Below are 22,471 nucleotides of genomic sequence, written 5' to 3' on the forward strand. Positions count from 1 at the left end.
TGAGAAAAAAGATGAAACATTTGATCGGTGGAATTTCCAGCGGTGGCCGCGCTTTGCCCGAAATCGATGGTGAAGCCTTCAGTGTCGTGCGTTCCAGTGGGCCGTGGCTCTGGGACAGCCACGGTGTGCGTTACGTGGATACAGCGATGGGGTTTGGTGCAACCATGCTCGGGCACGCTCAGGTGGACGTCGTGGCGGCGGCCAGCGCTGCAATGCTCAATGGCCCGATGCCTTCCTTCGCTCACGTCAACGAGGAGCAGGCGGCGGCTGCATTGGCAACATTCACGGGAGATCTCAGCCAAGTCATATTCCTCAACACCGGCAGCGAAGCCGTACACCTGGCCTGCCGGACGGCCCGCATCGCAACGGGACGGCAGCGCATCGTCAAGTTCGCCGCCGGCTATGACGGCTGGTACGACTCTGTAGCCTTTGGCAATGCCGGACACGCCTCGGCATTGATGAACGCTTCGCTGCGTCCTGAAAAGGATGGCGTGCTGCTATTGCGTTACAACGATTTTGAGGATGCCGAACAGCTGTTTCGCGATTACAGCGACATTGCAGCGCTGGTGGTGGAGCCCGTGCTGGCCAACGCCGGCTGCATCGAGCCTGCACCAGGGTATTTGAAGCACCTCAGCGATCTGGCTCATCGCAATGGTGCACTGGTTATCCTGGATGAAGTGTTGATGGGGTTGCGCCTGTGCCCCGGGCTGTCCGGTACGCTGCTGGGTGCCGAGCCTGATCTGGCGACAGTCGGCAAGGCAATCGGCAGTGGGATTCCGGTCGCGGCTCTGGTCGGTAAACCCGAGTACATGAGTCTTTTCGAGCAAGGAAAAATCGTACGCGCCGGCACCTACAGCGGAGCGCCGCCGGCGTGCGCGGCAGTGCTGGCGACCCTCAAGCAATTGGCAACAGCCAACTATGCTGCACTGCTGACGCGAGGGGACCGGTTACGCGCCCAACTGGTTGCGGCCTTTGCCAGCAAAGGCATGGCGGTCAGCAGCACCGGCTATGGGTCAGTGTTCACGTTATGGCCTTCGGCAGTGCCACCCAGGACCTATGCCGATGCGGCGCAAATGGCAGACAGCGACTGGACGCTCGCACTGCACAAGGCGCTGCGCCGTGAGCGGGTCATGAGCATGCCATTTGCCTTTGGCCGCACTTACCTGACCTTTGCCCATCAGGAGCACGCGCTGCAAGCGCTGCTTGACGGCTACAAGGCCGCCATCGCTTCGCTTTGAGACTCGCTTTTAGAGCGGTTCTCGGCCTGAAAGCAATCGCGAACGAAATGCGCCAGGCGTCGGGTGTTAAGCAGGGCATGCTCGGGCACCAGCAGCTCCAGCTCGATGCTTGGCAATCCGGGCAACTGCTCGCATTCCAGGATGCGCCAGTCAGAGGGCACGACTGACGCTGGCAATACTGTCACCGAGGTGCCCAGCCGGACAGAATGCATCACGCCCGGCAGGTGAGATGAAGAGCTGATCACCCGCCACGGGGTGCCAAGCAGATCGAGAGCCTCGATTATTTGCGGACGGGCACGGCAGCTCTCGGTAAACAACGACAATGGAAGCACCTTCTGTTGTTCGGGAAAATGCCCCGGCGCTGCGCACCACAGCATGGGTTCGCACCTAAGTAATTCACCTCGTACCTTGGCGTTGGAGCGCGTGATTATCGCCAGGTCGATGCTACCTTCCGTAATCATGGCTTCAAGGCGAGAAGAAAAATCACAGATGATTTCCACCTGCAAATGGGGGTGGCGCAGGGTAAACGCCTGCATGAGTTCGCAACCCAGAGACTCAAGGTAGTCATCCGGCATGCCTATGCGAACGCGAGTCGCTTCCTGACCACACTCCAGTGCGGCAAGCGCCTCGTCTTCAAGCATCTGGATGCGCCTGGCATAGCCGATCAGCCTTTCACCGTGCTCGGTCAGCGTGACGCCACGGCGAGAACGTTCCAGCAGCTTGCGCCCGACCCTGGCTTCCAGTCGTCCCAGCATCAGGCTTACAGCTGCCTGAGTCTTGCCGATGCGTTCGCCAGCAGTAGTGAACCCGCCGCAATCGATGACAGCAACAAAAGCGGCAAGACAATCGGTATCGAGATGGCGCATGGGAATACCTCGTATGAAACGTTGTAAACGAGGCCCATGCACGTTCCATTCCGTTACTGGAGATGGCGCAACTGGAAAGATCAGTACCGAGGATATTCAGTTGCCTGGCCTTTGCGTTGGCGCTGTATATCCCAGCAATGATAATGATCGGTCAGCGTTTGTGCGATTGATCGATAGCGAATGCCCAGATCGTCCACACTGCGCTGGTTGTCCACGGTAAAACGAATGCCGAGATGCTTGCTCAGGTAATCCTGAGTGAGCCCGAAGAACGGCCCGATCAGCCTGACAATAGCGTCAGGGATCTGATAGCGGGGCAATAGCCACGGACGTCGGTGCAGGCGGCGCACAATGCTGGCGATTTCCACAAAAGAAATCATCCGTTTTTCGGCAAGGATGTAACGTCCATGTGCATCAGGCTTGTTTGCCGCAATGATGTGAGCGGCCGCGACGTCCCGGACGTCGACCGTCGTCAGGCTTAGATCAGGCATTCCATAAAAAAAGTAACCCCGGAACATTTCATCCAGAAGGAAGAGGCTTCCGGAATCCGAAGCGGGCGTCAGAGAAGGGCCAAGGATCATGCCGGGATTGATAGTGACAAGACTCCAGCGGGACTGTGCCTCACAGATACGCCATGCCTCTTTCTCGGCTTCCACCTTGGCGTAGTGATAGGGGTTGGTTTCAAGTGTGCTGCTGGTGTTGAAATAGTCTTCGGTCAGGGTCTTGTTCTTCATGTGCAGGACATCACTGTAATCGCCGAATATTGCGCCGACAGTGGAGGTCATGACGACGCGGCTGACGCTGGGCGTTTTATCGACACTGCTCAACACATTCCGAGTGCCCCTCAGTGCCGGCTCAAGCATTTCCCGCCGGCCGTCCTTGATTTTTTCAGGCAGCAGAAAAGGTGAGGCAACATGATGAACGGTTGTGCAATCGCGCATGGGCGTGTCGAATGCACCGTCCACCAGCAGGTCCGCCTCAAATAGATTCAGATGACCCGGGTATTGCTTCTGCAAGGCAAACAAAGGAAGCACTTTTGCCGTATGGGCAAGGTTACGAACGGTGGTATTGACGGTCATGCCGCTGACGAGCAACTGCTGAATCAAGTGGCACGCCACAAAGCCTCCGCCCCCGGTAACAAGCACTCGATCTGTCATGACGGCCATCTCTTGTTTGATTATTGATGGAGAGCAGAGGCTACGTTAAACAAGCGGTCGCAGAACGATCAGGGGCAGATCGGACGTAAACGGGGGCGGCAGCGGCCATTCGATAACTCAATGGTTTCTCGCCACTGCATAAAAGCTCAGGAGGGTGACGGGCGCTGGATGTCTTTTCGGAACTGTTGAATTTCACACCTGGCCTGTCGAGGTGTTACCCCGGTCCAGCGCTTGAATGCGCGCCGAAAGTCACGGATATCGCTGAATCCGGTCTCTGTCGCCACGTCGATAAGCTTCGTTTCTCTATGACTCAGGAGTGACAAAGCCTTGGCTCTGCGCAGAGAATCAATGACCCCCTGATAAGACTGTCCTGCTGCTTCCAGGCGACGCCTTAACGTGCGCTCGCCGATATTGAGCTGTTGGGCAAGATCATTGAGCGACGGAGGAGCGCAGAGCTGCTTGCGTATTTCCCGATGAACCGTTTCAACAAGATCAGACGTGCCTTTATCTTCCCAGTTTGCACTGTCCAATAACTCTGCCACTTCGGCAGCCACAAAGTCGTCGCGCGTCGACAACGGGATTTCCAGCCATCGGGCATCAAACTCGATCAGATTATGAGCACCGGCAAACACTACCGGACAACGGAATATCTCGGTGTATCGCTGACCGTGCGGGGGTTCTGGATACTCAAGCTCGACCCGGCTGGGGACCAGATCATGACGCCCGCTCAGATGCCGGGCGATGGCCATCGCGCTGGCGAATGCCTCTTCCAGATAAAAACTGATGACGTCGGGGTCAAAGAACTGCGGCACCAGATAAGTCAGGCAGCGATCTTCATGAAACTCCATTCGATGGCAAAGCAGGGCGCCGGTGTGTTTCTGATAACGGATAGCCAGATCCAGTGCATCACCTAGCGTGGGGCTGGCCTGCATGCCCAACCCGACAATACCCCACGACACCGCTGTCTGGCGCTCGCCGACCGATAGGCCCAGGCCATCATCACCCAATACCGTGATTGTCCGGCGTACCAACAGGTTACTTTGCCTGTGCGACAGAAGATAACCAGGCTTTTTCAGGTCATCCGGCGCAAATCCCAGGCCCCGGCACAGCCACTGGGCATTGACGCCACGTTCCATTGCATAGTGCAGGAGCATGCGCGATACCTGCGGTGGAGCAGAGGCTTCAGAGAACAGTGGGTCAGCAATGGGTTTCATGTTGATCCAGACCTTTCATATCAGGTTTTTTGTTTTATCGAACCACAGTATGCCTGAAAAAACAGCCGAAACATCCTCTGATTTGGCAAAGGGTTCAGTGATCCGAAATGTTCGTCGAACAAGTCCGTTACCACCCCCTTTTACGTCCATTGACCCCCTGCGTGCCTGGCGGCTCCTTGGCTAACTTAGGCTTCTCGCTGTAGAGCCCGAGGAACGCAACGTGAACAACGACAATAAAATCCATGAGTGTGCCGATGCAGTCTGCATTATCGGAAGCGGCCCCGGCGGGCTTTGCATGGCAAGGGCGCTCAAGCGTCAGGGCCTGGATTATGAGCAGTTCGAGCGACACAGCGAAGTGGGTGGCGTCTGGGACATCAATAACCCCGGAACCCCGATGTACCAATCGGCGCACTTCATCTCTTCCCGTGATCAGTCAGGTTTTATCGACTACCCCATGCCCGCGCATTTTCCCGATTATCCGAGCAACCGACAGATTTTCGAGTATGTTCGCTCTTTTGCGGTGGCGTTCGATCTGTACGGCAAGATCCGTTTCAATACGGCAGTCACACACGTTGAGAAGGAAGACAGCGGGCGCTGGCTGGTAACGCTGGCGAACGGCGAAAGACGCCGCTATCGCGCGGTGGTATGCGCCACCGGCTGTAACTGGGACCCGAACATGCCCGAAGTGAAGGGCCTTTTTGAAGGCACCATTCGACACTCGGTAACGTATAAGAACGCCGACGAATTCAGGGGCAAACGCGTGATGGTCATCGGCGCGGGCAATTCCGGTGCCGACATCGCCTGTGATGCGGCCAAACAGGCGGACAAAGCTTTTATCAGTATGCGTCGTGGTTACCACTTCATTCCCAAACATCTATTCGGCATGCCGGTTGATGAGTTCGGTGAAAAAGGACCGCAGTTGCCAATGTGGCTGGCGAGGCCGATTTTCCAGACAATCCTGCGCGTCATGAATGGAGATACCCGTCGCTTCGGTTTGCCCAGGCCGGACCACAAACTCTTCGAAAGCCACCCGTTGCTCAACACAAAGTTGCTGCACTACTTGCAGCACGGCGATATTCAGGTCAAACCGGATGTGTCGCATTACGAAGGACAGTATGCGGTGTTCAAGGACGGTACCCGTGAGCCGCTGGATCTGGTGCTGTACGCCACCGGGTATAAATGGAGCTGCTCATACGCCGCACCGTATTTCGAGTGGGAGGGCGGGCGGCCACGGTTGTACCTGTCTATTTTTAGCCGAGCGCATCACAACCTGTTCGGCATCGGGTACGTCGAGACCAACTCCAGCGCCTATAAGTTGTTTGATAGCGAGGCGCATGCAGTGGCCTGCTACTTGCGCGACCAACTGCATCAAAAGACCCGGGCCCATCAATTTGATCAGTTGATCGCTTCTGACAATCCTGATCTGTCCGGCGGCATCAAGTTCGTCAAATCCCAGCGACATGAGGTCTATCTGGAGGCGCATGCGCTCAAGAAATACTTGCGCAAGCTGTTCAATAACATGGATTGGCCAGCGGTCGACGACGGGTATTACAAAAGCCTGCGCAACGGCGCTGGTTACATTCCGGCGCCCCTGCAACAACAGACAGTCGCCCTTCAGGAGACCTGTTCATGAAAGCTGTCGTCCTGATCACCGGCGCGGCCGGCGGCATCGGCCAGGCGATCTGTGCGCAGTTGATCCAAAGGGGGATGCAACTGGTACTGGCTGATATTGATGAGAAGCCACTGAAGTCGCTGGCAGAAAAACTGGGTGAAGACGCGCACCCTTATGTGGTTGATCTGACCGACCAGGACAGCCTGGCAGGTTTGATGACTTATATAGAGTCTGCGTTTGGCCGGCTCGACGTGTTGATCAACAATGCGGCCATTGCAGTGGTTGAAGCATTTGATACACGCTCGGTGGAAAGTATCGGCCGAGAGCTTAATATCAATCTGGTTGCCCCACTGATTCTTACCCGTCTCGCCATTCCGCTGCTCAAGCGCTCGACGGATGCGCGGATCATATCCACTGTTTCGCTGGGGGGCGTATTCCCGACGCCGGAGTCACCCATCTACTGCGCCAGCAAGTTTGGCCTGCGCGGCGCGATGCTGTCGATCGGGCTGGACCTGGCAGACAAAGGCATCAAGGTCGGCTCCATTCTGCCAACCGCCACAGACACACAAATGCTGCGCAAGGAAGCGATCGAAGGCGGTAACGCCTTACAGTTCATCGCGCCGCCACAATCACCGGAAGATGTTGCACGTCAGGTGTTACTGATGCTCGACAAGCCTTGCCTGGAACGCACACCAAAACCCAGTGAATCGTGGGCATCCAGCCTGGCCATGCTTTTTCCCAACCTCTTGCCGCGCACCACTCGTCTACTGCAGAAACGGGGCGAAAAGGGCATGAAGAAGTACATCGAGTCGCTCGGCGAGCGCGGGCTGGCGCATAAAGTGGAGGGCATCTGGCGTTTGAAATAGCGTCCCGATGAGCCAGCGGGCGATTGGTAATATTGAAATATCTTGAAACATTCATGCAGCACCGCGAGTCAATGGAATAACTCTCTTCAAGGTTTTCCAATGAAAACGCCTCGCCCCGATGCACGGCTTAAATCCCTTACAAACCTGCGCAATCTAAAGATGGCGCGATCTGCACACGCATTCGTTCGGGGCAACACCGCTCAGTTTTACGAATGGCTCCACAGCCAGTCCGGCAGGCGTCTGCCCAGCGGCCCGCCGGTCTGGATCTGCGGAGATTGCCATGCCGGCAACCTGGGTCCAACGGGGGATTCGAAAGGACGCATCGACATGCACATACGCGATCTTGATCAAGCCGTTATCGGTAATCCCGCACACGACCTGGTAAGGCTGGGATTGTCGTTGGCAACGGCCGCTCGTGGCTCGGATCTGCCTGGGGTCACGACCGCACGTATGCTGGAAGAGATGATGCAAGGCTACGAAGAGGCTTTTCTGAGCAACGACGATGAAGAGCCTGTTCGCCCGGCCCAGGTAAAAGCCGGGATGCGCAGCGCCGTGCAACGTACGTGGAAGCATCTTGCCAAAGAGCGTTTCGAAGATATCCAGCCCAGCATTCCACTGGGCAAGCATTTCTGGGCACTGTCCCGTGCCGAACGCGACGCCATTAAAGCGCTGTGTGCGACGCCTGAGATTCACGCGTTGGTGACATCGCTCAAAGGTAGATCCCAGGATGACCGGGTGCAATTACTCGACTCTGCCTATTGGGTAAAGGGATGCAGTTCTCTGGGACTGCTTCGTTACGCGGTGCTGATGGGCGTTGGCGATGAAGATGATCAAGAGTTCTGTCTGCTGGATGTAAAGGAAGCAATAGCTGCAGCGGCACCCCGTACCGCCCGAGCTGCCATGCCCAGAGATAACGGCAAAAGGGTCGTGGAAGGTGCCCGGCATCTATCGCCCGGCCTCGGTAGCCGGATGGTGGCCGTCAGGATGCTGGATCACTCATTCTTCATACGTGAACTGCTTCCCCAGGATATGAAGCTGGAACTGGATGAACTAACGCAGCCAGAGGCCATGCAAGCAGCAGCGTATCTCGCTAAGGTCGTTGGCAATGCCCATGCAAGGCAGATGGATCTGGCGACACGGGCAGCATGGATTCGGGATCTGCAATCGAATCGGTCCCAGACCCTGGATGCTCCGTCCTGGCTGTGGTCAAGCGTCGTGCAACTGGTGGGCAGCCACGAGCAGGGCTATCTGGAGCATTGTCGACGTTACGCGCTGTAGCGCTTTATGCACGACGCCGACAGACGATAAACCAGGGCGTTTATCTATTGTGGCGCAGAATGGAAACGTTCAGCGCCGCTGCTACCGAGAGCCATACCAGATAGGGGAATAAAATCAGCCCCGTAATGATATCCAGCTGCAATGCCATCACGATCATCGTGGCGACGACAATCCACAGGATCGCAAGAATCACCATCGCAGCGCCGATCCGGTTTGCCCCGAAAAACACCGGTGTCCACAAGGTGTTCAGCGCGATTTGGGCTGACCACAAGGCGAGCACGGTCTCGCTGCCGGGGATCAGGGTCAAGCGATAGCCTGCCCAGGCGAGGAGCAGGTAGATCGTTGTCCAGGCCACCGGAAATGCCCAGTCTGGCGGAGTGAAGCTCGGTTTTTGAAGCGATTCGTACCATGCACCTGGTTTGAAGATAATGCCGGTTGCGCCGGCGGCGCAGCATGCCAGAAGAAAGATCAAGAAGGTCATGGAGTGTCCTGAGCGTCAGCAATAGGGGAATGGCTATCCCGGGTTTGGACGCCTGTGCAACAGAAAAGGTCTGTTTTTATGGAGCTGAGGGCTTAAACCTGCACTCAGCGAGGCCTGCGCGGCCGTGATGCAGTCACGTGTGGTCCGCTTGCTTCAAGCGCCTCTACTTGCCCTGCCTCGTACGCAGCAGCGAGAGCTGGTCGGGATACCTGACCAAGGTCAGGAATACGATAGTGCGCGGCACCCTCTGCATAGGGTGTACATTGCTGGCAGTTGTGGGGGATAGGTGTACTGCTGCATATCAGCACAGTAAGCCTTTCGCTCACTTACCGTGCCGGTATTGCGACATGCCTGGTTCTGAGCCGTCTCATGCAGGTCTCACCAAAGATTCAAAGGGTCTGCCAAAAAGGTATGAACTTTGCAACAATGTCACTACATGCTTGTAACCTTTGGTCATGGTTTTTAAGGATGACCGCCGTCGGCTCATGTATCTGGTGTTTCCATGACAGTCTCACACCTGGCCACGGGCCTGTGCCCGAGCGTAGCTTCCAGCCCAGACACCACGTTGGCTGCCAACCATGACAGATTTTCCAGTCATGCCCCCATCGATGCCCTGCTCAGCGCGGCTCGGGAGCAATTGCCGGATATCGCATGGGCCGCATACGCCGCGGGCGAGCTGAAATGTCTGCTGGGACAGGGAGACGCAGCAGTCGTCTGGCCTGCCCACATCGCTGCCGAGGACTTCGACACGTACTGTGCTCAATTGCAGCTTCACTGCAGAGTCGCCGGGCAAGGCGAGGGTGTGCTTGGCTGGGTGCTGGCGCCAATGGCCGACAAGGACCACCCGGTGCTGGTGGATCTGGCTGCCAGGCTAGGCTCCCTGTTACAGACTGCGGCATTGATACGCGCGCAGAATACCCAGCGGGTTTTGTACGAGATCAGCCTGCTGGCCAGTTCGACACTGGATCGCGGTGCTTTTCTGCAGGGCATTCATGAACAGCTGGGTGCGCTGATCGACGCCGAGAATTTTTATGTCGCGCTTTATGATCGACAGAGCGGCAAGATCACGTATCCGTATTACATCGACCGTTTCGATGACGAAGCGATGGGGCATGAGACATTCGAATTCCTCGACGCTGATCGAATGTCGCTCACCGGCTATGTCTTGAGCACCGGGCAGCCTTTGTTTCTCGATGCTTCCTGTATTGAGCAGGCAAAAGCCGAAGGGCGTTTTTTCTGGGTCGGACGTCTGCCGGAGTTCTGGATGGGCGCGCCTTTGAAAAATGCGTCGGACGAAGTATTCGGGATGGTTGCGATGCAGGTCTATGACGTCGCTCGCGTCTACAGTGCCCAGGATCGTGCGTTGTTCTCCGTGGTGTCGCGGCATGTGGCGATGGCGCTGGACCGGTTGCTGCGCCGTACCGACCTTGAGCAGATCGTGGCGCTGCGCACCCAACAGCTTTCTGCAGCCAATGACGCGCTGCGCCAGGAAGTGAGGGATCGCGAGCGCGCCGAGCATTTGCAGAGCGCGCTGTTCCAGATTGCCGAGCTTTCCAGCCAGCCTGGCGATATGAATGAGATTTTTCGCAGCCTGCACATGATTGTCGGCGAGCTCCTGGTGGCACTCAATTTCTACATTGCCCTCTATGACAGCACCACGGGCGAAGTGACATTTCCGTACTACATAGATGAATATCAGCCCACACCGCCGCGCTCACGGCGTGGGCAACGTGGCTTCACCGAATACGTGATAGGCCAGCGGCGACCGTGCCTGATCGATTACGACGATGCGCGCAGGCTGGAAAGCCTTGGCGAAATCGAAATGCAGAAAAACACCGGTCGCTCTTCTTCCTGGCTGGGCATTCCGTTGTTCGATGGCGATCAGGTACGCGGCGTGCTGGTAGTGCAGAGTTATTCGAAGGATGTCAGCTATACCTTGCGTGATCAGGAACTGCTGACCTTTGTCTCACGCCATATCGATACGGCGCTGTCCCGACGCACCGCGGCTGAGGCGATTCATACCGCCAATGTTCTTCTGGAAGCCAGGGTTCGGGACCGCACCCGGGAGCTGGATCAGGCCAATGCCAGACTTCAGCATGAAAACTCCCACGACTCCCTGACCGGGCTGCCCAATCGCAGTCACCTGCAACATCGTCTGAAACAGGCCTGGCAGAACTTCTGTCTGGACGGCCGGCAGTTGATTGTCATGTTCATCGATCTGGATCGTTTCAAGATGATCAATGACAGCCTTGGTCACCATTGCGGCGATATCCTGTTGGTGCAGGCCGCCGAGCGACTGCGCAGTTGCATGCGTGAAGGGGACCTGCTGGCCAGACTTGGAGGGGACGAGTTTGCGGTGCTGAGCATCGATACGCCGCTGCATACCGGCACCGACATCGCCCAGCGGATCCTCGCAGCGTTCGAGCAGCCGTTCGTGATCGACGATCACAGCGTCTTTTCTTCTTGCAGCATTGGTGTGGTAGGTGCGGACAGCCGCTTCCATCAGGAGCCGGCCGACCTCCTGCGCGATGCCGACACCGCTATGTACCGGGTCAAGAATGGGGGACGTGACAGTTTCGCGGTGTTCAATCAGGCACTGCGCCGGGAAGTGTCTGACCAGGTTGAGCAAGAAGGTGCGTTGCGCGCGGCGCTGAAGCGCACGGATCAGCTGATTCCTTATTTCCAGCCAGTGATTTGTGTGAAGAGCGGGCAGTTGCTGGCGTTCGAGGCGCTGATCCGCTGGCGCCTGCCGGATGGGCGGATCGTTGCGCCAGAGAGTTTTCTACCTGCGCTGGAAGGGTTGCGGCTAATAGGCCGTCTGGACCTCTACATGCTCAAATGTGTGGTGAACATTCTGGCGCAACCAGAAAACAGCCATTGGCCGCCTGTGCATGTGAACTGTTCCAGCTACAGCATTACCCGCCCGGCTTTTGCCGCTGAAGTGCTGGCGATGCTTGCCGAGCAGAATGTTGCGCCTCAGCGTTTGTGCCTGGAACTCACGGAGGGCGCACTGGTTGCCGACCCCGAACAGGCACGTCTGTCAATGAAGCAGCTCGCCGAGCAGGGTATGTCGGTCATGCTGGACGATTTTGGCGCGGGTTTCTCTTCGCTCAGCTACGTGCATCAGTACCATTTCAGCGGTTTGAAAATCGACAAGTCGTTTATCTTCGGCCTGGCCTCCAGCATTCGCAGCCGGGCTATCGTGCGTGCAATCGTGCGCATGGCCGAGTCTCTCGACCTGACCGTCGTTGCCGAAGGGGTGGAGGATCTCGAGACCCTGGAGCTGCTGCGTGAAATCGGCGCGACACAGGCTCAGGGTTACTACTTCTCCGAACCGTTGCCGGTCGAGCTGTTGGGCATTAATGCCGGGCGTGCGGCAGGCTGAAGACGGTTTCTTGCGGTAAATGTTTGCCGTAAACGGCAGGGCGTATCTGTTTCTTTGACGGTGCAGGCTGGATTGATCTGAGCGTAACTGTTTCAAATCAAGGTGTTATGAGTTTATTGCACACTTGGCACTGGACTTGCTGTTGAACCTGCGCAACACGTTCATCAGGAGGTGAAAGATGATTATTGGCACAAGTGCGCTTGAGCAGCTTGTTTCCCGGGCTGTCGTTGGGCGCAAGACCGTAGACGAGGTGTCTCAGGACGCTTTCAGCTCGGTCGCTGCCGCTGGCCTGACATCAGGTTCGGCACCGGTTACCACGCAGGTCAGCAGTTCGACATCGCAGGACAGTAAGCAGGACAGTGGTGGTTACAACGAATCCTTTGCGCGGATGATGATCAACCTCAAATCTGCCGGTGATACGTCACTGTCGGAAAAAACGGCTGATCGGGACAACGGTTTCATCGGTTCAGTGGCAAGCGCCACCAGCACCGCTGACACCTCGTCGACGGATTCGGTAGAACAGAAATTCATGGATTCTCTGAAGCAGACAGCCGAAGAGAAAGTGCGCGAGAAACTGACGGGCGTCACCCAGAAAGACTACGACGCCATGGCACCTCAGGACCAACTGGCCATCGACCAGAAAGTCCAGGACGCGCTCAAGGACAAGCAGAACAATGTTGCGGATGACATCAACACCCGCATCAGAGGCATCAAGGCCGGGATGGTGGCTTGATCAGTCACTCTACTCAGTGGCTTGTCCAGCGGCTTTAACGACCCTTTCAGGGCAAGTCTGTTCCCACGATCGGAGCGTACAGCCAGTGGCAAGAGGGCTCAGGCCCACTTGCCACTGCAGTGCGCTGCCAGGGTGGGCTTGAGCTTGCTCACCGAGACTATCGTCCGTACACCGCTGAGAATGCGGATGTATGGCGGTAGCGTTTAAGCCTTGTCACCCAGCTGATGTCGATACGGCAAATCCGGCCCGACCTTCGTGCAGGTCAAAGCGGCTGCGCCGACGGCAAAATTCAGCATGTCGTTCAGCGTTTCTTTCGAAAGCATCGACAAGCCTTGTGGCGTGTCCAGCCGACGCTCACTCAGGAAGGTCAGCAGCGCAGCCTGAAACGTGTCTCCGGCCCCCACAGTATCGGCCGTCACCACGGTTTTGGCGGGCACCGACCAGGTGCCGTGCTGGCGGGTAAAGACGCTGGCACCTTGAGTACCTCGGGTGACGATTACCAACTGGGTTCGCTTGCCCAGCCAGCCCTCGGCGATGGTTTGCGGGTTGCTGTCCGGGTACAACAGGTGCAGGTCTTCATCACTGACCTTGATCAGGTGCGCATGCTCGGCGAACGAGGCAATCTGCGTGCGCCAGCGCTGAATGTCCGGTGCCGGGTTGAGGCGCACGTTAGGGTCCAGCGAGATCAGGCGGGTAGCGCTTTCACGGGCAACCAGTGCCAGCAGTGTGTCGGCTATCGGCTGGACCACCAGTGAAAACGAGCCAACGTGAATGCCGCGTACCTGCTCATCCAGCTCCGGGAGATGTTCCAGGCGCAACTGCCGGTCCGCGCAGCCATCGCCGCGAAAACTGTAAGTCGGCGAGCCGTCGCTGCCTACCGCAACCATGGCCAGGGTCGTGGGCGCATCGAATTCGATCAGGTGCCCGGTATTGACGGTTTCCTGCTCGAGCACTGCGCGCAGACGTCGCCCCAGATAATCGGTGGACAGCCCGGTAAAAAATGCCGCCTCAACCCCCTGACGACGCAAACCGATGGCCACATTGAACGGCGAGCCACCGGCAATGGCATCAAACCCCAGTCTGTTCAGGGCCCCGCCGTTGTCGGCGCGGGTAAATATATCGAACAGTGCTTCACCGCAAACCAGAAACATAAGTGCTCCATGAAAAACAGGGGTCAGATTTTGCGTAATTGTGCCTGATAACGCTGATAGACCTGCTCGTAAGCGATCACATTCTGCGCGACCGGATGCGTCTCGCTGCGCTGATCGAGACTTACACAGCGCTCGCACAACGCTTGCAAATCCTGAGCCTTGCCATTGGCATGCGACCAGCACCATGCGGCCTGAATGGCAGCACCCAGCGCGGCGGCTTCAGCGTGATCCGTGCAGATCACCGGAGTGTCCATGATGTCGGCCACGATCTGTCGCCATACCGCGCTTTTGGAGCCTCCGCCAATCAGGCGAATGTTCTCGCTTTTGATGCCGCTGTCGCGCAGCAAGTCAAGGCCGTAGCGAAGGCCGAAGGTGGTGCCCTCGACCACGGCGCGGGACAGGTTGGCCTGGGTCAGATTGTTACTGTCCAGTCCTGCAAGGCTGCCGGTGGCATCGGGCAGGGCGGGCACACGTTCGCCGTTCAGAAAAGGCAACATCAACACGCCTTCGGCACCGATCGGTGCCTGGGCAACGGCTTCGTTGAATCCGGCGACGTCGAGTGCAAACAGCTCACGAATCGCCGTGGTCGCATTGGTCAGGTTCATGGTGCAGATCAGTGGCAGCCAGCCGCCGGAGGATGAGCAGAAGGTAGCGACCGACTCGTGCTCGCTGACTCTCGCCTCATCGGCATAGGCGTAGACAGTGCCTGACGAACCGAGGCTCATGGTGATCAGCCCCGGCTGGATATTGCCCGTGCCGATAGCCCCCATCATGTTATCGCCGCCACCACTGGACACCAGCGCCTCAGGGTTCAGATCCAGCAGTCGGGCGATTTCAGGGCGTAATACACCTACCGCTTCGCGAGCTTCTAGCAATTCCGGCAGTGCCTTGGCAAGATGGCCTCCAGGCTCGATGTGCGCCAGCAACGGCAGGTCCCACTGGCGCGTGCGCACATCGAAATAGCCGGTGCCCGAGGCGTCGCCGAACTCGGTACAGCAGCGACCGGTCAGCCAATAGTTGAGGTAATCGTGGGGCAGCAGCACCTTGTCGATACGCTCGAACAACTGTGGGTACTGTTCCTTGGTCCAGAGCAGTTTGGATACGGTATAGCCTGGCGCGATGACCAGTCCAAGGCGCTGTAGCGATCCCTGTGCGCCGCCCAGATAATCCAGCAGACGCTGGTTTTCCGGGGCCGATTCGGTGTCGCACCACAGCTTGGCCGGGCGCAGCACCTCACCCTGAGCGTCGAGCAACACCAGACCATGTTGCTGGCCGGAGACGCCGATGCCGAGAATCTGCTGCCCTGACACCCCTGACTGTGCCAACGCTTCACGGGTAGCCTGCTGCAGGGCGCTCAGCCACTGCTGCACGTCCTGCTCGCGGCGACCGTTATGGTCGCTGATCAAACTGTGCGGGGCAGAACCTTCGCCCAGTACAGTGCCGTTCCCGGTATCCAGCACCAGCACCTTGGTGCCTTGTGTGCCGCAGTCAATTCCAAGAAACATGGACGCACCTCACAGGCTTTTGGCCAGAATTTTTTCCAGCGTGGCGCTGACGCCCAGTTCGCGCAGGTTATTGAGGTTCTGCTCGAAAGCGGCGACGAATTCGGCGGATTTCGGAATGGCCACGCCAAATATTTCCTCCACCTGCAACAGGCGCTGGGTAATCAGCGTGTTATCAGCCACCAGCGCCTGGCAGAAGTCCGCACGCGGGTCGGGAATCTTGTAAGTGGTGCCATTTTCGTCAACACCCTTCAGGTACAGCGCCCATGCAGCGACCACCAGAGAGGCGCGTTCGAGATTGCCCTGATCGACGATCAGACGATTGATCGTCGGAATGGTGAACTTGGGGAATTTGGATGAACCGTCCGAGCAGACCCGTTCCAGCTGATCGGCAATTGCCTGATTGGAAAAGCGCTCGATCAGTGTGTCCTTGTAACCTTCCAGATCGATACCCGGCACAGACGCCAGCTGTGGGGTGACGTCCAGGTCCATGTAAGTACGGATGTAACGCACGAACAGTGGGTCATTCATGGTTTCGTGCACAAAACGGTAACCCTTGAGAAAACCCAGATATGTCAGGGCAAGGTGACTGCCGTTGAGCAGCTTGATCTTCATTTCCTCGTAGGGTGTTACATCGTCGGTGAACTGTACGCCGACTTTCTCCCACGCCGGGCGTCCGTTGACGAACTTGTCTTCCAGTACCCATTGCACGAAAGGTTCGCAGACCACCGGCCAGGCGTCGTCGATGTGCTTTTCGTCCGCCAGCTGCAGGCGGTGAGCGGCACTGGTCATCGGTGTGATGCGATCGACCATTGCGTTGGGGAAGCTCACGTTGTCTTTGATCCACTCATGCAGATCGGCATCGCGCAAGGCTGCAAAAGCCAGCAGCGCCTTGCGGGTGACTGCGCCGTTGTGGGGCAGGTTATCGCAGGACATCAAGGTAAAGGCTGGTGTACCTTCGGCGCGACGGCGAGCCAGTGCGGCGCAAAGGAAGCCGAATACCGTCCCGGGCTGGTCAGGATTGGCCAGGTCGTGCTGGATCTGTGGCAGATGCGCCATGAACTGACCGTTGCTGTCATCGATGCAATAGCCGCCTTCGGTGATGGTCAGCGAGACGATGCGGATGTCCGGGCTGGCCAGCTTGTCGATCAGCGCCTGCGGACTGTCATCGGCCAGCAGCATGCCGCTGATCGAGGCAATGATGCGGGTTTTGGTGTCAGGCGTGTCGCCCAGTTCGTAGAGCGTGTACAGATAATCCTGCTGTGCCAGTGCGTCGCAGACGGCTTTGTCTTCAGGGCGCAGGCCTACGCCGCAGATGCTCCATTCAAAGCCTTCGCCGCTGTTCATAAGCGCATCGGTGTAAAACGCCTGGTGCGCCCTATGGAAGCCGCCGACGCCGATGTGGGCAATGCCCTGACGGGGGTTATCGACGGTGTAGGCGGGCAGGGCAATGTCGGCGCCCAGCTGTGACAAATTGTTTTTGTTCAGTTTCATGACGGGCTCTCCGGAACTCAGGCGGCGGCAGTCTGCAAGGCTTTGGCAATCACCAGGCCTTGCGCGTCGAACAGGTGGCATTGGGCGCTATCGAGATGCAGGTTCAGCGTCTCGCCATACTGACTGGCCAGATCACCGCGGATCCGCATGGTCAGCGCTTCGCCCGAGCGGGTGCGCACGTGGCAATAGGTGTCGCTGCCCAGGCGTTCGCTGACATCGGCGATGACCTGCAACTGGCAATCGCTGTTCTGGGCAAGATTCAGGTGCTCCGGGCGGATGCCCAGCGTCACGGGTGCACCGGCACTCAGTCCTGCGCCGTTGACCGGCAGACTTATGCGCGTACCTGCATCCAGTTCGACTTCACAACGGGCGCTGTCCACCTGGCTGATCCTGCCCTTGAGGAAGCCCATTTTAGGTGTGCCGAGAAAACCTGCGACGAACAGGTTGGCCGGATGGTGGTACAGCTCCAGTGGCGAGCCGACCTGCTCGACCTTGCCGCCATTGAGCACCACCACCTTGTCAGCAAGGGTCATGGCTTCGACCTGGTCATGGGTCACGTAGATCATCGTGGCCTGCAGTTCTTTGTGCAGGCGCGACAACTCCAGGCGAGTCTGCACGCGCAGCGCAGCGTCGAGGTTGGACAGCGGTTCGTCGAACAGGAAAATCTTCGGGTTGCGAACGATGGCCCGGCCAATCGCAACACGCTGGCGTTGACCACCGGAAAGCTGCTTGGGCTTGCGCTCCAGCAACGGTCCGAGCTCCAGAATACGGGCAGCCTCATCGACCTTCTTCTTGATTTCGGCCTTGTCGCCACCTGCAAGGTCCAGCGCGAACGACAGATTCTTGCCCACCGTCATGTGTGGATACAGCGCGTAGGTCTGGAACACCATTGCCAGGTCCCGCTTGGCCGGAGTGACCTGAGTAATGTCGCGGCCATCGAGTTCGATGGTGCCCGAGGTAACTTCTTCCAGGCCCGCGATAAGTCGCAGCAGCGTGGATTTGCCGCAGCCCGAAGGCCCGACGAAGACCACGAACTCGCGGTCTTTCACGTCCAGATCGATACCTTTGATGATCTGGTGACCATCAAAGCCTTTTTGCAGGTTGCGGATGCTCAGGTTAGCCATGTTTGACTCCTTCTTGTTCTTTGGGCCGGGGCTATTTGACAGCTCCGAACGACAGGCCGCGAACCAGTTGCTTCTGACTGATCCAGCCGAAAATCAGGATGGGCGCACACGCCAGTGTCGAGACCGCCGACAGCTTGGCCCAGAACAGCCCTTCGGGGCTGGAATACGACGCGATCAAGGCTGTCAGTGGCGCTGCGGCGGACGAGGTCAGGTTCAGCGACCAGAACGCTTCGTTCCAGCACAGAATCAGCGACAGCAAGGCTGTGGAAGCCAGCCCGCCCTTGCAGATCGGCATCAGCACGCGGAAGATCTCCTGACGTGTACTGGCACCGTCCAGTCTGGACGCCTCAAGGATCTCGCCGGGGATGTCCTTGAAATAGGTGTAAATCATCCAGACCACGATGGGCAGATTGATCAGCGTGTAAATAATGATCAGCGCCAGTCGCGAATCCAGCAGGCCAAAAGTCTTGGCCAGCAGATAGATCGGCATCAGCACGCCCACTGGCGGCAGCATCTTGGTCGAGAGCATCCACAGCAGCGTGCCTTTGGTGCGCTTTGTCTCGAAAAATGCCATGGAATACGCCGCAGGAATCGCGATCAGCATGGCCAGGGCGGTAGCACTGAAGGAAATCAGCACCGAGTTCCAGGCAAAGTGAAAGTAGTCGCTGCGCTCCTGAATGTGCAGGTAGTTTTCCAGGGTCGGGGTGAAGAACAGCTGTGGCGGTGTCGCGAACGCATCGATCTCGGTCTTGAAGCTGGTCAGGACCATCCAGAAGATCGGGAAGAACACCAGCGCGGCGATGATCCAGGACAGAGCCCCGAGCAGCAGGCTTTGCAGGCGGCGTGATTGTTTGAGGGTCATCATGGCAAGGTCCTCATGACTTGTCGGTGAGGTTTTTGCCGATCATCCGGATCAGGATGATCGCCGCGATATTGGCGATTACGACCGCGATCAGGCCGCCCGCCGAGGCCATGCCGACGTCGAATTGCAGCAGCGCCTGGATGTAGATCAGGTAGGCCAGGTTGGTCGAGGCAAAGCCCGGTCCGCCATTGGTCGTGGTAAAGATTTCAGCGAACATCGAAAGCAGGAAGATGGTTTCGATCATCACCACCACGGCAATCGGACGTGCAAGATGTGGCAGGGTCAGGTGCCAGAAGATCGCGATGGGGCCGGCGCCATCCAGACGCGCCGCTTCTTTTTGCTCCTGGTCGAGCGACTGCATGGCGGTCATCAGGATCAGGATCGCGAACGGCAGCCATTGCCAGGACACAATGATAATGATCGACAGCATGGGGTAATGGGCAAACCAGTCGATGGGCTGTGCGCCGAAAAACTTCCAGACCGCGGCGAGTACGCCGGACACCGGGTGGAAAATCAGGTTTTTCCAGATCAGCGCACTGACTGTGGGCATGATGAAAAAGGGTGAGATCAATAGGACGCGGACGATGCCTCGTCCAAAAAACTCGCTGGCTTCCAGCAGCGCTGAGATCAGCACGCCGAATATCACACTGATAGCCAGCACACTGCCCACCAACAGCAAGGTATTGCCGGCACCGGGCAGAAAGCCGCTGTCGGTTACAAAATACTGGAAGTTTTCCAGCCCGACGAACTCGTTTTCGCCAGGTGACAGCAGGTTGTAGCGGATCAGCGAGAAATAGATGGTCATGCCCAGCGGCACGATCATCCACACCAGCAGAAGCGCCACTGAAGGACTGACCAGAAACCAGCCCGGCTTGAATCGACGGCTTTTGAGCGGTGGCTGTTCGCCGGACAGGTCCGTGCGTTCAGGGGAGGCTGAGGTGTTCATGGGGAGCTCCGAACCGGTTGCACCAGAGTTGTTGCGCAGAGGGGCGGCAGGGCGTTCAACCCTGCCGCATTGCGATTACTTTTTCGGGTAACCCGCCCGTTTCATATCCCGCTCGGTGGCGGTTTGCGCGTTGCTCAAAGCCTGCTCAACAGTCGACTGGCCTATGAGCGCCGCCGAGAATTGCTGACCGACACTGGTACCGATGGCCTGGAACTCAGGAATGGTGACCAGCTGGATGCCGACATAAGGCACTTTTTTCTCCGTCGGCGACTTGGGATCAGCTGCTTTCAGTGATTCCAGCGTGATGCTGGCGAACGGTGCTGCCTTCTTGTACTCATCGGTGTAAGTCGAAGCGCGGGTGCCAGGCGGTACGTTGGACACACCGTCGGTATCGGCAACCAGTTTGGCGTACTCTTTCGAGGTGGCCCACTGGGTGAATTCGGCAGCATCCTTGGTATTTTTGGCGCTGGTCGGGATCGCCAGCGACCACGAATAAAGCCACGACGAGCCCTTGTCGGTTGCTTCATGCGGGGCGTAGGTGAAGCCGACGCTGTCAGCCACTTTGCTCTGCTTCTTGTCGGTCACGAACGAACCGGCAACGCTCGCATCTACCCAGATGGCGCATTTGCCGCTGTTGAACAGCGCAAGGTTCTCGTTGAAACCGTTGCTGGATGCGCCCGGCGGGCCGGACTGCTTCATGGTGTTGACGTAGAAGTTCAGGGCGTTCTTCCACTCTGGCTGATCGAACTGCGGCTTCCACTGCTCATCGAACCAGCGTCCGCCAAAGGCGTTGGCCAGAGTGGTAATCAGCGCCATGTTCTCGCCCCAGCCCGCCTTGCCACGCAGACAGATGCCGTACTGTTCCTTGGACTTGTCAGTCAGTTTGCCTGCGAACTCGGCGATCTGCGTCCAGGTAGGGCGCTCGGGCATGGTCAGCCCAGCAGCCTTGAACAGATCGGTACGGTAATAAGTGATCGACGCTTCAGCGTAAAAAGGCAGGGCGAACAGTTTGCCATCCACTGAAAGGCCGTCGCGCACCGAGGGGAATACATCGTCCAGCTCGTAACTGGCAGGCAGGTCCTTCATTTCCTGCAACCAGCCTTTCTGTCCCCAGAGTGACGCTTCGTACATGCCAATGGTCAGCACATCGAACTGACCGCCTTTAGTGGCGATGTCGGTGGTCAGGCGCTGACGCAGGACATTCTCTTCAAGCACCACCCAGTTGAGTTTGATGTCCGGGTGTTTTTCTTCGAAAGTCTTGGAGAGGCGCTGCATGCGAATCATGTCGCTGTTGTTGACCGTGGCGATGGTCACGGTCCCGGCGGTGGCGCTGCCACTGAACACGAAACAGCTGCTGAGGACGGAACTGGCGAGCAGAAGTTTTGCTGAGTTCTTCATTGATCACTCCTCTTCCACGCCCAATGAGCTGTAGAAGGATGGTTATTGTTTTTTTCTCTTCCGGAGGTGAGGAAGATGTGGATTGATTACACCGGCGTTCGATCTGAAAGACAAATCCTGCACAGCACTGTGACTGATACTTTTTTGCACTAGCGCATGAGCAGGCCACAGCGCCGAGCCGCCCATAGGCTGGCATCACCGCAATTCCAGCGTAGACGATGGGCGCGCAAGCAAGGCGAATCAGTACAGGTTTTGTTCGGTCAGACGCTGAACGGCGAGGCGGCGATAGTGCGAAGGCGTCATACCCTTGAGTTTCTGGAAGCGCCGATTGAAGTTGGATATGTTGTTGAAGCCCGATTCAAAGCACACGTCAGTGACCGGTTTGTCGCCGTCGGCCAGCAATTCGCACGACTTGCTGATGCGCAGCCGATTGACGAACTCCACAAAGCAGCGTCCGGTGGCCTGCTTGAACACTCTGGAAAAGTAGGTCGGCTTCATGCCCAGATACTCGGCGACTTCCTCCAGCGGCAGCTCTCGGCCATAGTGGGCAAAAATGTAATCCACCGCCCGGTTGGTGCGATCGATGCTGTGCTCGTCAGCTGTATGGGCAACCGCCGTACCGGACAGCAATTGATAATCTTCGCTGGCTGCCAGCAACTCGAGAAGAATGAAAAAATGGCCGAGGCGGGTGATGCCGCTTGAATCGGCGATCTTCTGCATCTGTTTCATGGCCTGACGAATCGTGCGCTTGCAACGGAATTCAATGCCGTAGCGGGCGCGCTCCAGCAATGGCGTCAGGGTCCTGAGCTCGGCAAACACCTGATTGCCGCTTTCCAACAGTTCATCGGTAAAGTTGACCAGCATGTCGCGCTTGGGCACCACTTCACCTTCGTCGATCTGGCTTATCCAGTTATGTGGCAGGTTCGGGCCGGTCAGAAACAGGCTGGCAGGGTTGAAATTGCCGATGTAGTCGCCGACAAAGACTTTGCCGGAGCTGGCAACAATCAGGTGCAGCTCGTATTCCTTGTGAAAATGCCAACGTACCAGCGGGCAGGGAAATCCATGCTCGCGATAGATGATCGACAGACCGTTATGGTCGTCCATCAGCTCGTAGGAAGGGTCGGCGATTCTTGTTGTTTTACTCATGGCTATGTCGTATTCAGCAGT

Annotated in this window: 18 protein-coding genes; 6 read left to right on the plus strand and 12 right to left on the minus strand. The window is 57.6% G+C overall.

Annotation, left to right across the window (positions count from 1 at the left end; all coding sequences use genetic code 11):
- Positions 1–11 precede the first annotated feature (11 nt).
- Positions 12–1,238, plus strand: a complete 1,227-nt coding sequence (locus tag ALO80_RS09570) for an aminotransferase class III-fold pyridoxal phosphate-dependent enzyme (RefSeq protein WP_055008820.1) — start codon at positions 12–14, stop codon at positions 1,236–1,238.
- On the opposite strand, the gene ALO80_RS09575 is transcribed toward ALO80_RS09570, so the two are convergent.
- The 3 genes from ALO80_RS09575 to ALO80_RS09585 all read right to left on the minus strand — a co-directional run bounded on the left by ALO80_RS09575 (position 1,211) and on the right by ALO80_RS09585 (position 4,472).
- On the minus strand, positions 1,211–2,104 hold the full coding sequence (locus ALO80_RS09575; protein WP_054986002.1) for a LysR substrate-binding domain-containing protein: 894 nt from the start codon (positions 2,102–2,104) through the stop codon (positions 1,211–1,213). The two genes, ALO80_RS09570 and ALO80_RS09575, sit on opposite strands and share 28 nt — an antisense overlap.
- Positions 2,105–2,184: 80 nt before the next feature.
- Entirely contained in the window at positions 2,185–3,258 is a 1,074-nt protein-coding gene (locus tag ALO80_RS09580; RefSeq protein WP_055008821.1) for an NAD-dependent epimerase/dehydratase family protein, read from the minus strand.
- A gap of 146 nt (positions 3,259–3,404) precedes the next feature.
- Positions 3,405–4,472, minus strand: a complete 1,068-nt coding sequence (locus ALO80_RS09585) for an AraC family transcriptional regulator (protein ID WP_055008822.1) — start codon at positions 4,470–4,472, stop codon at positions 3,405–3,407.
- A 220-nt stretch (positions 4,473–4,692) separates the two neighbouring features.
- Between ALO80_RS09585 and ALO80_RS09590 the strand changes: the two genes are divergently transcribed.
- From ALO80_RS09590 to ALO80_RS09600, 3 genes are all read left to right on the plus strand, one after another.
- Positions 4,693–6,105 carry a flavin-containing monooxygenase gene (locus tag ALO80_RS09590; RefSeq protein WP_055008823.1) on the plus strand — a complete coding sequence of 471 codons (1,413 nt, stop codon included), beginning with the start codon at positions 4,693–4,695 and terminating at the stop codon, positions 6,103–6,105.
- On the plus strand, positions 6,102–6,950 hold the full coding sequence (locus tag ALO80_RS09595; protein ID WP_055008824.1) for an SDR family oxidoreductase: 849 nt from the start codon (positions 6,102–6,104) through the stop codon (positions 6,948–6,950). The genes ALO80_RS09590 and ALO80_RS09595 overlap by 4 nt, the downstream gene beginning before the upstream one ends.
- 99 nt (positions 6,951–7,049) lie before the next feature.
- On the plus strand, positions 7,050–8,228 hold the full coding sequence (locus ALO80_RS09600) for a DUF2252 domain-containing protein (protein WP_055008825.1): 1,179 nt from the start codon (positions 7,050–7,052) through the stop codon (positions 8,226–8,228).
- A gap of 40 nt (positions 8,229–8,268) precedes the next feature.
- Here ALO80_RS09600 and tspO read toward each other — a convergent pair whose 3' ends face one another.
- Positions 8,269–8,709, minus strand: coding sequence for a tryptophan-rich sensory protein TspO (gene tspO / locus ALO80_RS09605; RefSeq protein ID WP_055008826.1), 441 nt, complete (start codon positions 8,707–8,709; stop codon positions 8,269–8,271).
- A gap of 502 nt (positions 8,710–9,211) precedes the next feature.
- On the opposite strand from tspO, the gene ALO80_RS09610 reads away from it, so the two are divergent.
- Both ALO80_RS09610 and ALO80_RS09615 read left to right on the plus strand, forming a co-directional pair.
- Entirely contained in the window at positions 9,212–12,094 is a 2,883-nt protein-coding gene (locus ALO80_RS09610) for a bifunctional diguanylate cyclase/phosphodiesterase (RefSeq protein WP_055008827.1), read from the plus strand.
- Between the two features lie 178 nt (positions 12,095–12,272).
- Entirely contained in the window at positions 12,273–12,827 is a 555-nt protein-coding gene (locus tag ALO80_RS09615) for a hypothetical protein (protein ID WP_055008828.1), read from the plus strand.
- 203 nt (positions 12,828–13,030) lie between these two features.
- On the opposite strand, the gene ALO80_RS09620 is transcribed toward ALO80_RS09615, so the two are convergent.
- The 8 genes from ALO80_RS09620 to ALO80_RS09655 all read right to left on the minus strand — a co-directional run bounded on the left by ALO80_RS09620 (position 13,031) and on the right by ALO80_RS09655 (position 22,450).
- Positions 13,031–13,978: a carbohydrate kinase family protein gene (locus tag ALO80_RS09620; protein ID WP_055008829.1), complete on the minus strand. Its 948-nt coding sequence runs from the start codon at positions 13,976–13,978 to the stop codon at positions 13,031–13,033.
- A gap of 23 nt (positions 13,979–14,001) precedes the next feature.
- The gene (xylB, locus tag ALO80_RS09625; RefSeq protein WP_055008830.1) at positions 14,002–15,483 is read right to left on the minus strand and encodes a xylulokinase; all 1,482 of its coding nucleotides are present in this window, start codon (positions 15,481–15,483) and stop codon (positions 14,002–14,004) included.
- Between the two features lie 9 nt (positions 15,484–15,492).
- The gene (locus ALO80_RS09630; protein ID WP_055008831.1) at positions 15,493–16,974 is read right to left on the minus strand and encodes a mannitol dehydrogenase family protein; all 1,482 of its coding nucleotides are present in this window, start codon (positions 16,972–16,974) and stop codon (positions 15,493–15,495) included.
- Positions 16,975–16,991: 17 nt separating this feature from the next.
- The gene (locus ALO80_RS09635) at positions 16,992–18,098 is read right to left on the minus strand and encodes an ABC transporter ATP-binding protein (protein WP_054986011.1); all 1,107 of its coding nucleotides are present in this window, start codon (positions 18,096–18,098) and stop codon (positions 16,992–16,994) included.
- 31 nt (positions 18,099–18,129) lie between these two features.
- A complete protein-coding gene (locus tag ALO80_RS09640) occupies positions 18,130–18,963 on the minus strand; it encodes a carbohydrate ABC transporter permease (protein WP_055008832.1) in 834 nt (277 codons plus the stop codon).
- A gap of 10 nt (positions 18,964–18,973) precedes the next feature.
- Positions 18,974–19,906 carry a carbohydrate ABC transporter permease gene (locus tag ALO80_RS09645; protein ID WP_055008833.1) on the minus strand — a complete coding sequence of 311 codons (933 nt, stop codon included), beginning with the start codon at positions 19,904–19,906 and terminating at the stop codon, positions 18,974–18,976.
- Between the two features lie 75 nt (positions 19,907–19,981).
- The gene (locus ALO80_RS09650) at positions 19,982–21,304 is read right to left on the minus strand and encodes an ABC transporter substrate-binding protein (protein ID WP_055008834.1); all 1,323 of its coding nucleotides are present in this window, start codon (positions 21,302–21,304) and stop codon (positions 19,982–19,984) included.
- Between the two features lie 240 nt (positions 21,305–21,544).
- Positions 21,545–22,450, minus strand: coding sequence for an AraC family transcriptional regulator (locus ALO80_RS09655; RefSeq protein WP_055008873.1), 906 nt, complete (start codon positions 22,448–22,450; stop codon positions 21,545–21,547).
- Positions 22,451–22,471 lie beyond the last annotated feature (21 nt).

The sequence above is a fragment of the Pseudomonas caricapapayae genome (assembly GCF_001400735.1).
GTDB lineage: Bacteria > Pseudomonadota > Gammaproteobacteria > Pseudomonadales > Pseudomonadaceae > Aquipseudomonas > Aquipseudomonas caricapapayae.

Bases quoted from the DNA above. Each gene is read 5' to 3' on its own strand.
- ALO80_RS09570 (WP_055008820.1), top strand. From the start codon at position 12: ATGAAACATTTGATCGGTGGAATTTCCAGCGGTGGCCGCGCTTTGCCC.
- ALO80_RS09575 (WP_054986002.1), bottom strand. From the start codon at position 2,104: ATGCGCCATCTCGATACCGATTGTCTTGCCGCTTTTGTTGCTGTCATC.
- ALO80_RS09580 (WP_055008821.1), bottom strand. From the start codon at position 3,258: ATGACAGATCGAGTGCTTGTTACCGGGGGCGGAGGCTTTGTGGCGTGC.
- ALO80_RS09585 (WP_055008822.1), bottom strand. From the start codon at position 4,472: ATGAAACCCATTGCTGACCCACTGTTCTCTGAAGCCTCTGCTCCACCG.
- ALO80_RS09595 (WP_055008824.1), top strand. From the start codon at position 6,102: ATGAAAGCTGTCGTCCTGATCACCGGCGCGGCCGGCGGCATCGGCCAG.
- ALO80_RS09600 (WP_055008825.1), top strand. From the start codon at position 7,050: ATGAAAACGCCTCGCCCCGATGCACGGCTTAAATCCCTTACAAACCTG.
- tspO (WP_055008826.1), bottom strand. From the start codon at position 8,709: ATGACCTTCTTGATCTTTCTTCTGGCATGCTGCGCCGCCGGCGCAACC.
- ALO80_RS09610 (WP_055008827.1), top strand. From the start codon at position 9,212: ATGACAGTCTCACACCTGGCCACGGGCCTGTGCCCGAGCGTAGCTTCC.
- ALO80_RS09615 (WP_055008828.1), top strand. From the start codon at position 12,273: ATGATTATTGGCACAAGTGCGCTTGAGCAGCTTGTTTCCCGGGCTGTC.
- ALO80_RS09620 (WP_055008829.1), bottom strand. From the start codon at position 13,978: ATGTTTCTGGTTTGCGGTGAAGCACTGTTCGATATATTTACCCGCGCC.
- xylB (WP_055008830.1), bottom strand. From the start codon at position 15,483: ATGTTTCTTGGAATTGACTGCGGCACACAAGGCACCAAGGTGCTGGTG.
- ALO80_RS09630 (WP_055008831.1), bottom strand. From the start codon at position 16,974: ATGAAACTGAACAAAAACAATTTGTCACAGCTGGGCGCCGACATTGCC.
- ALO80_RS09635 (WP_054986011.1), bottom strand. From the start codon at position 18,098: ATGGCTAACCTGAGCATCCGCAACCTGCAAAAAGGCTTTGATGGTCAC.
- ALO80_RS09640 (WP_055008832.1), bottom strand. From the start codon at position 18,963: ATGATGACCCTCAAACAATCACGCCGCCTGCAAAGCCTGCTGCTCGGG.
- ALO80_RS09645 (WP_055008833.1), bottom strand. From the start codon at position 19,906: ATGAACACCTCAGCCTCCCCTGAACGCACGGACCTGTCCGGCGAACAG.
- ALO80_RS09650 (WP_055008834.1), bottom strand. From the start codon at position 21,304: ATGAAGAACTCAGCAAAACTTCTGCTCGCCAGTTCCGTCCTCAGCAGC.
- ALO80_RS09655 (WP_055008873.1), bottom strand. From the start codon at position 22,450: ATGAGTAAAACAACAAGAATCGCCGACCCTTCCTACGAGCTGATGGAC.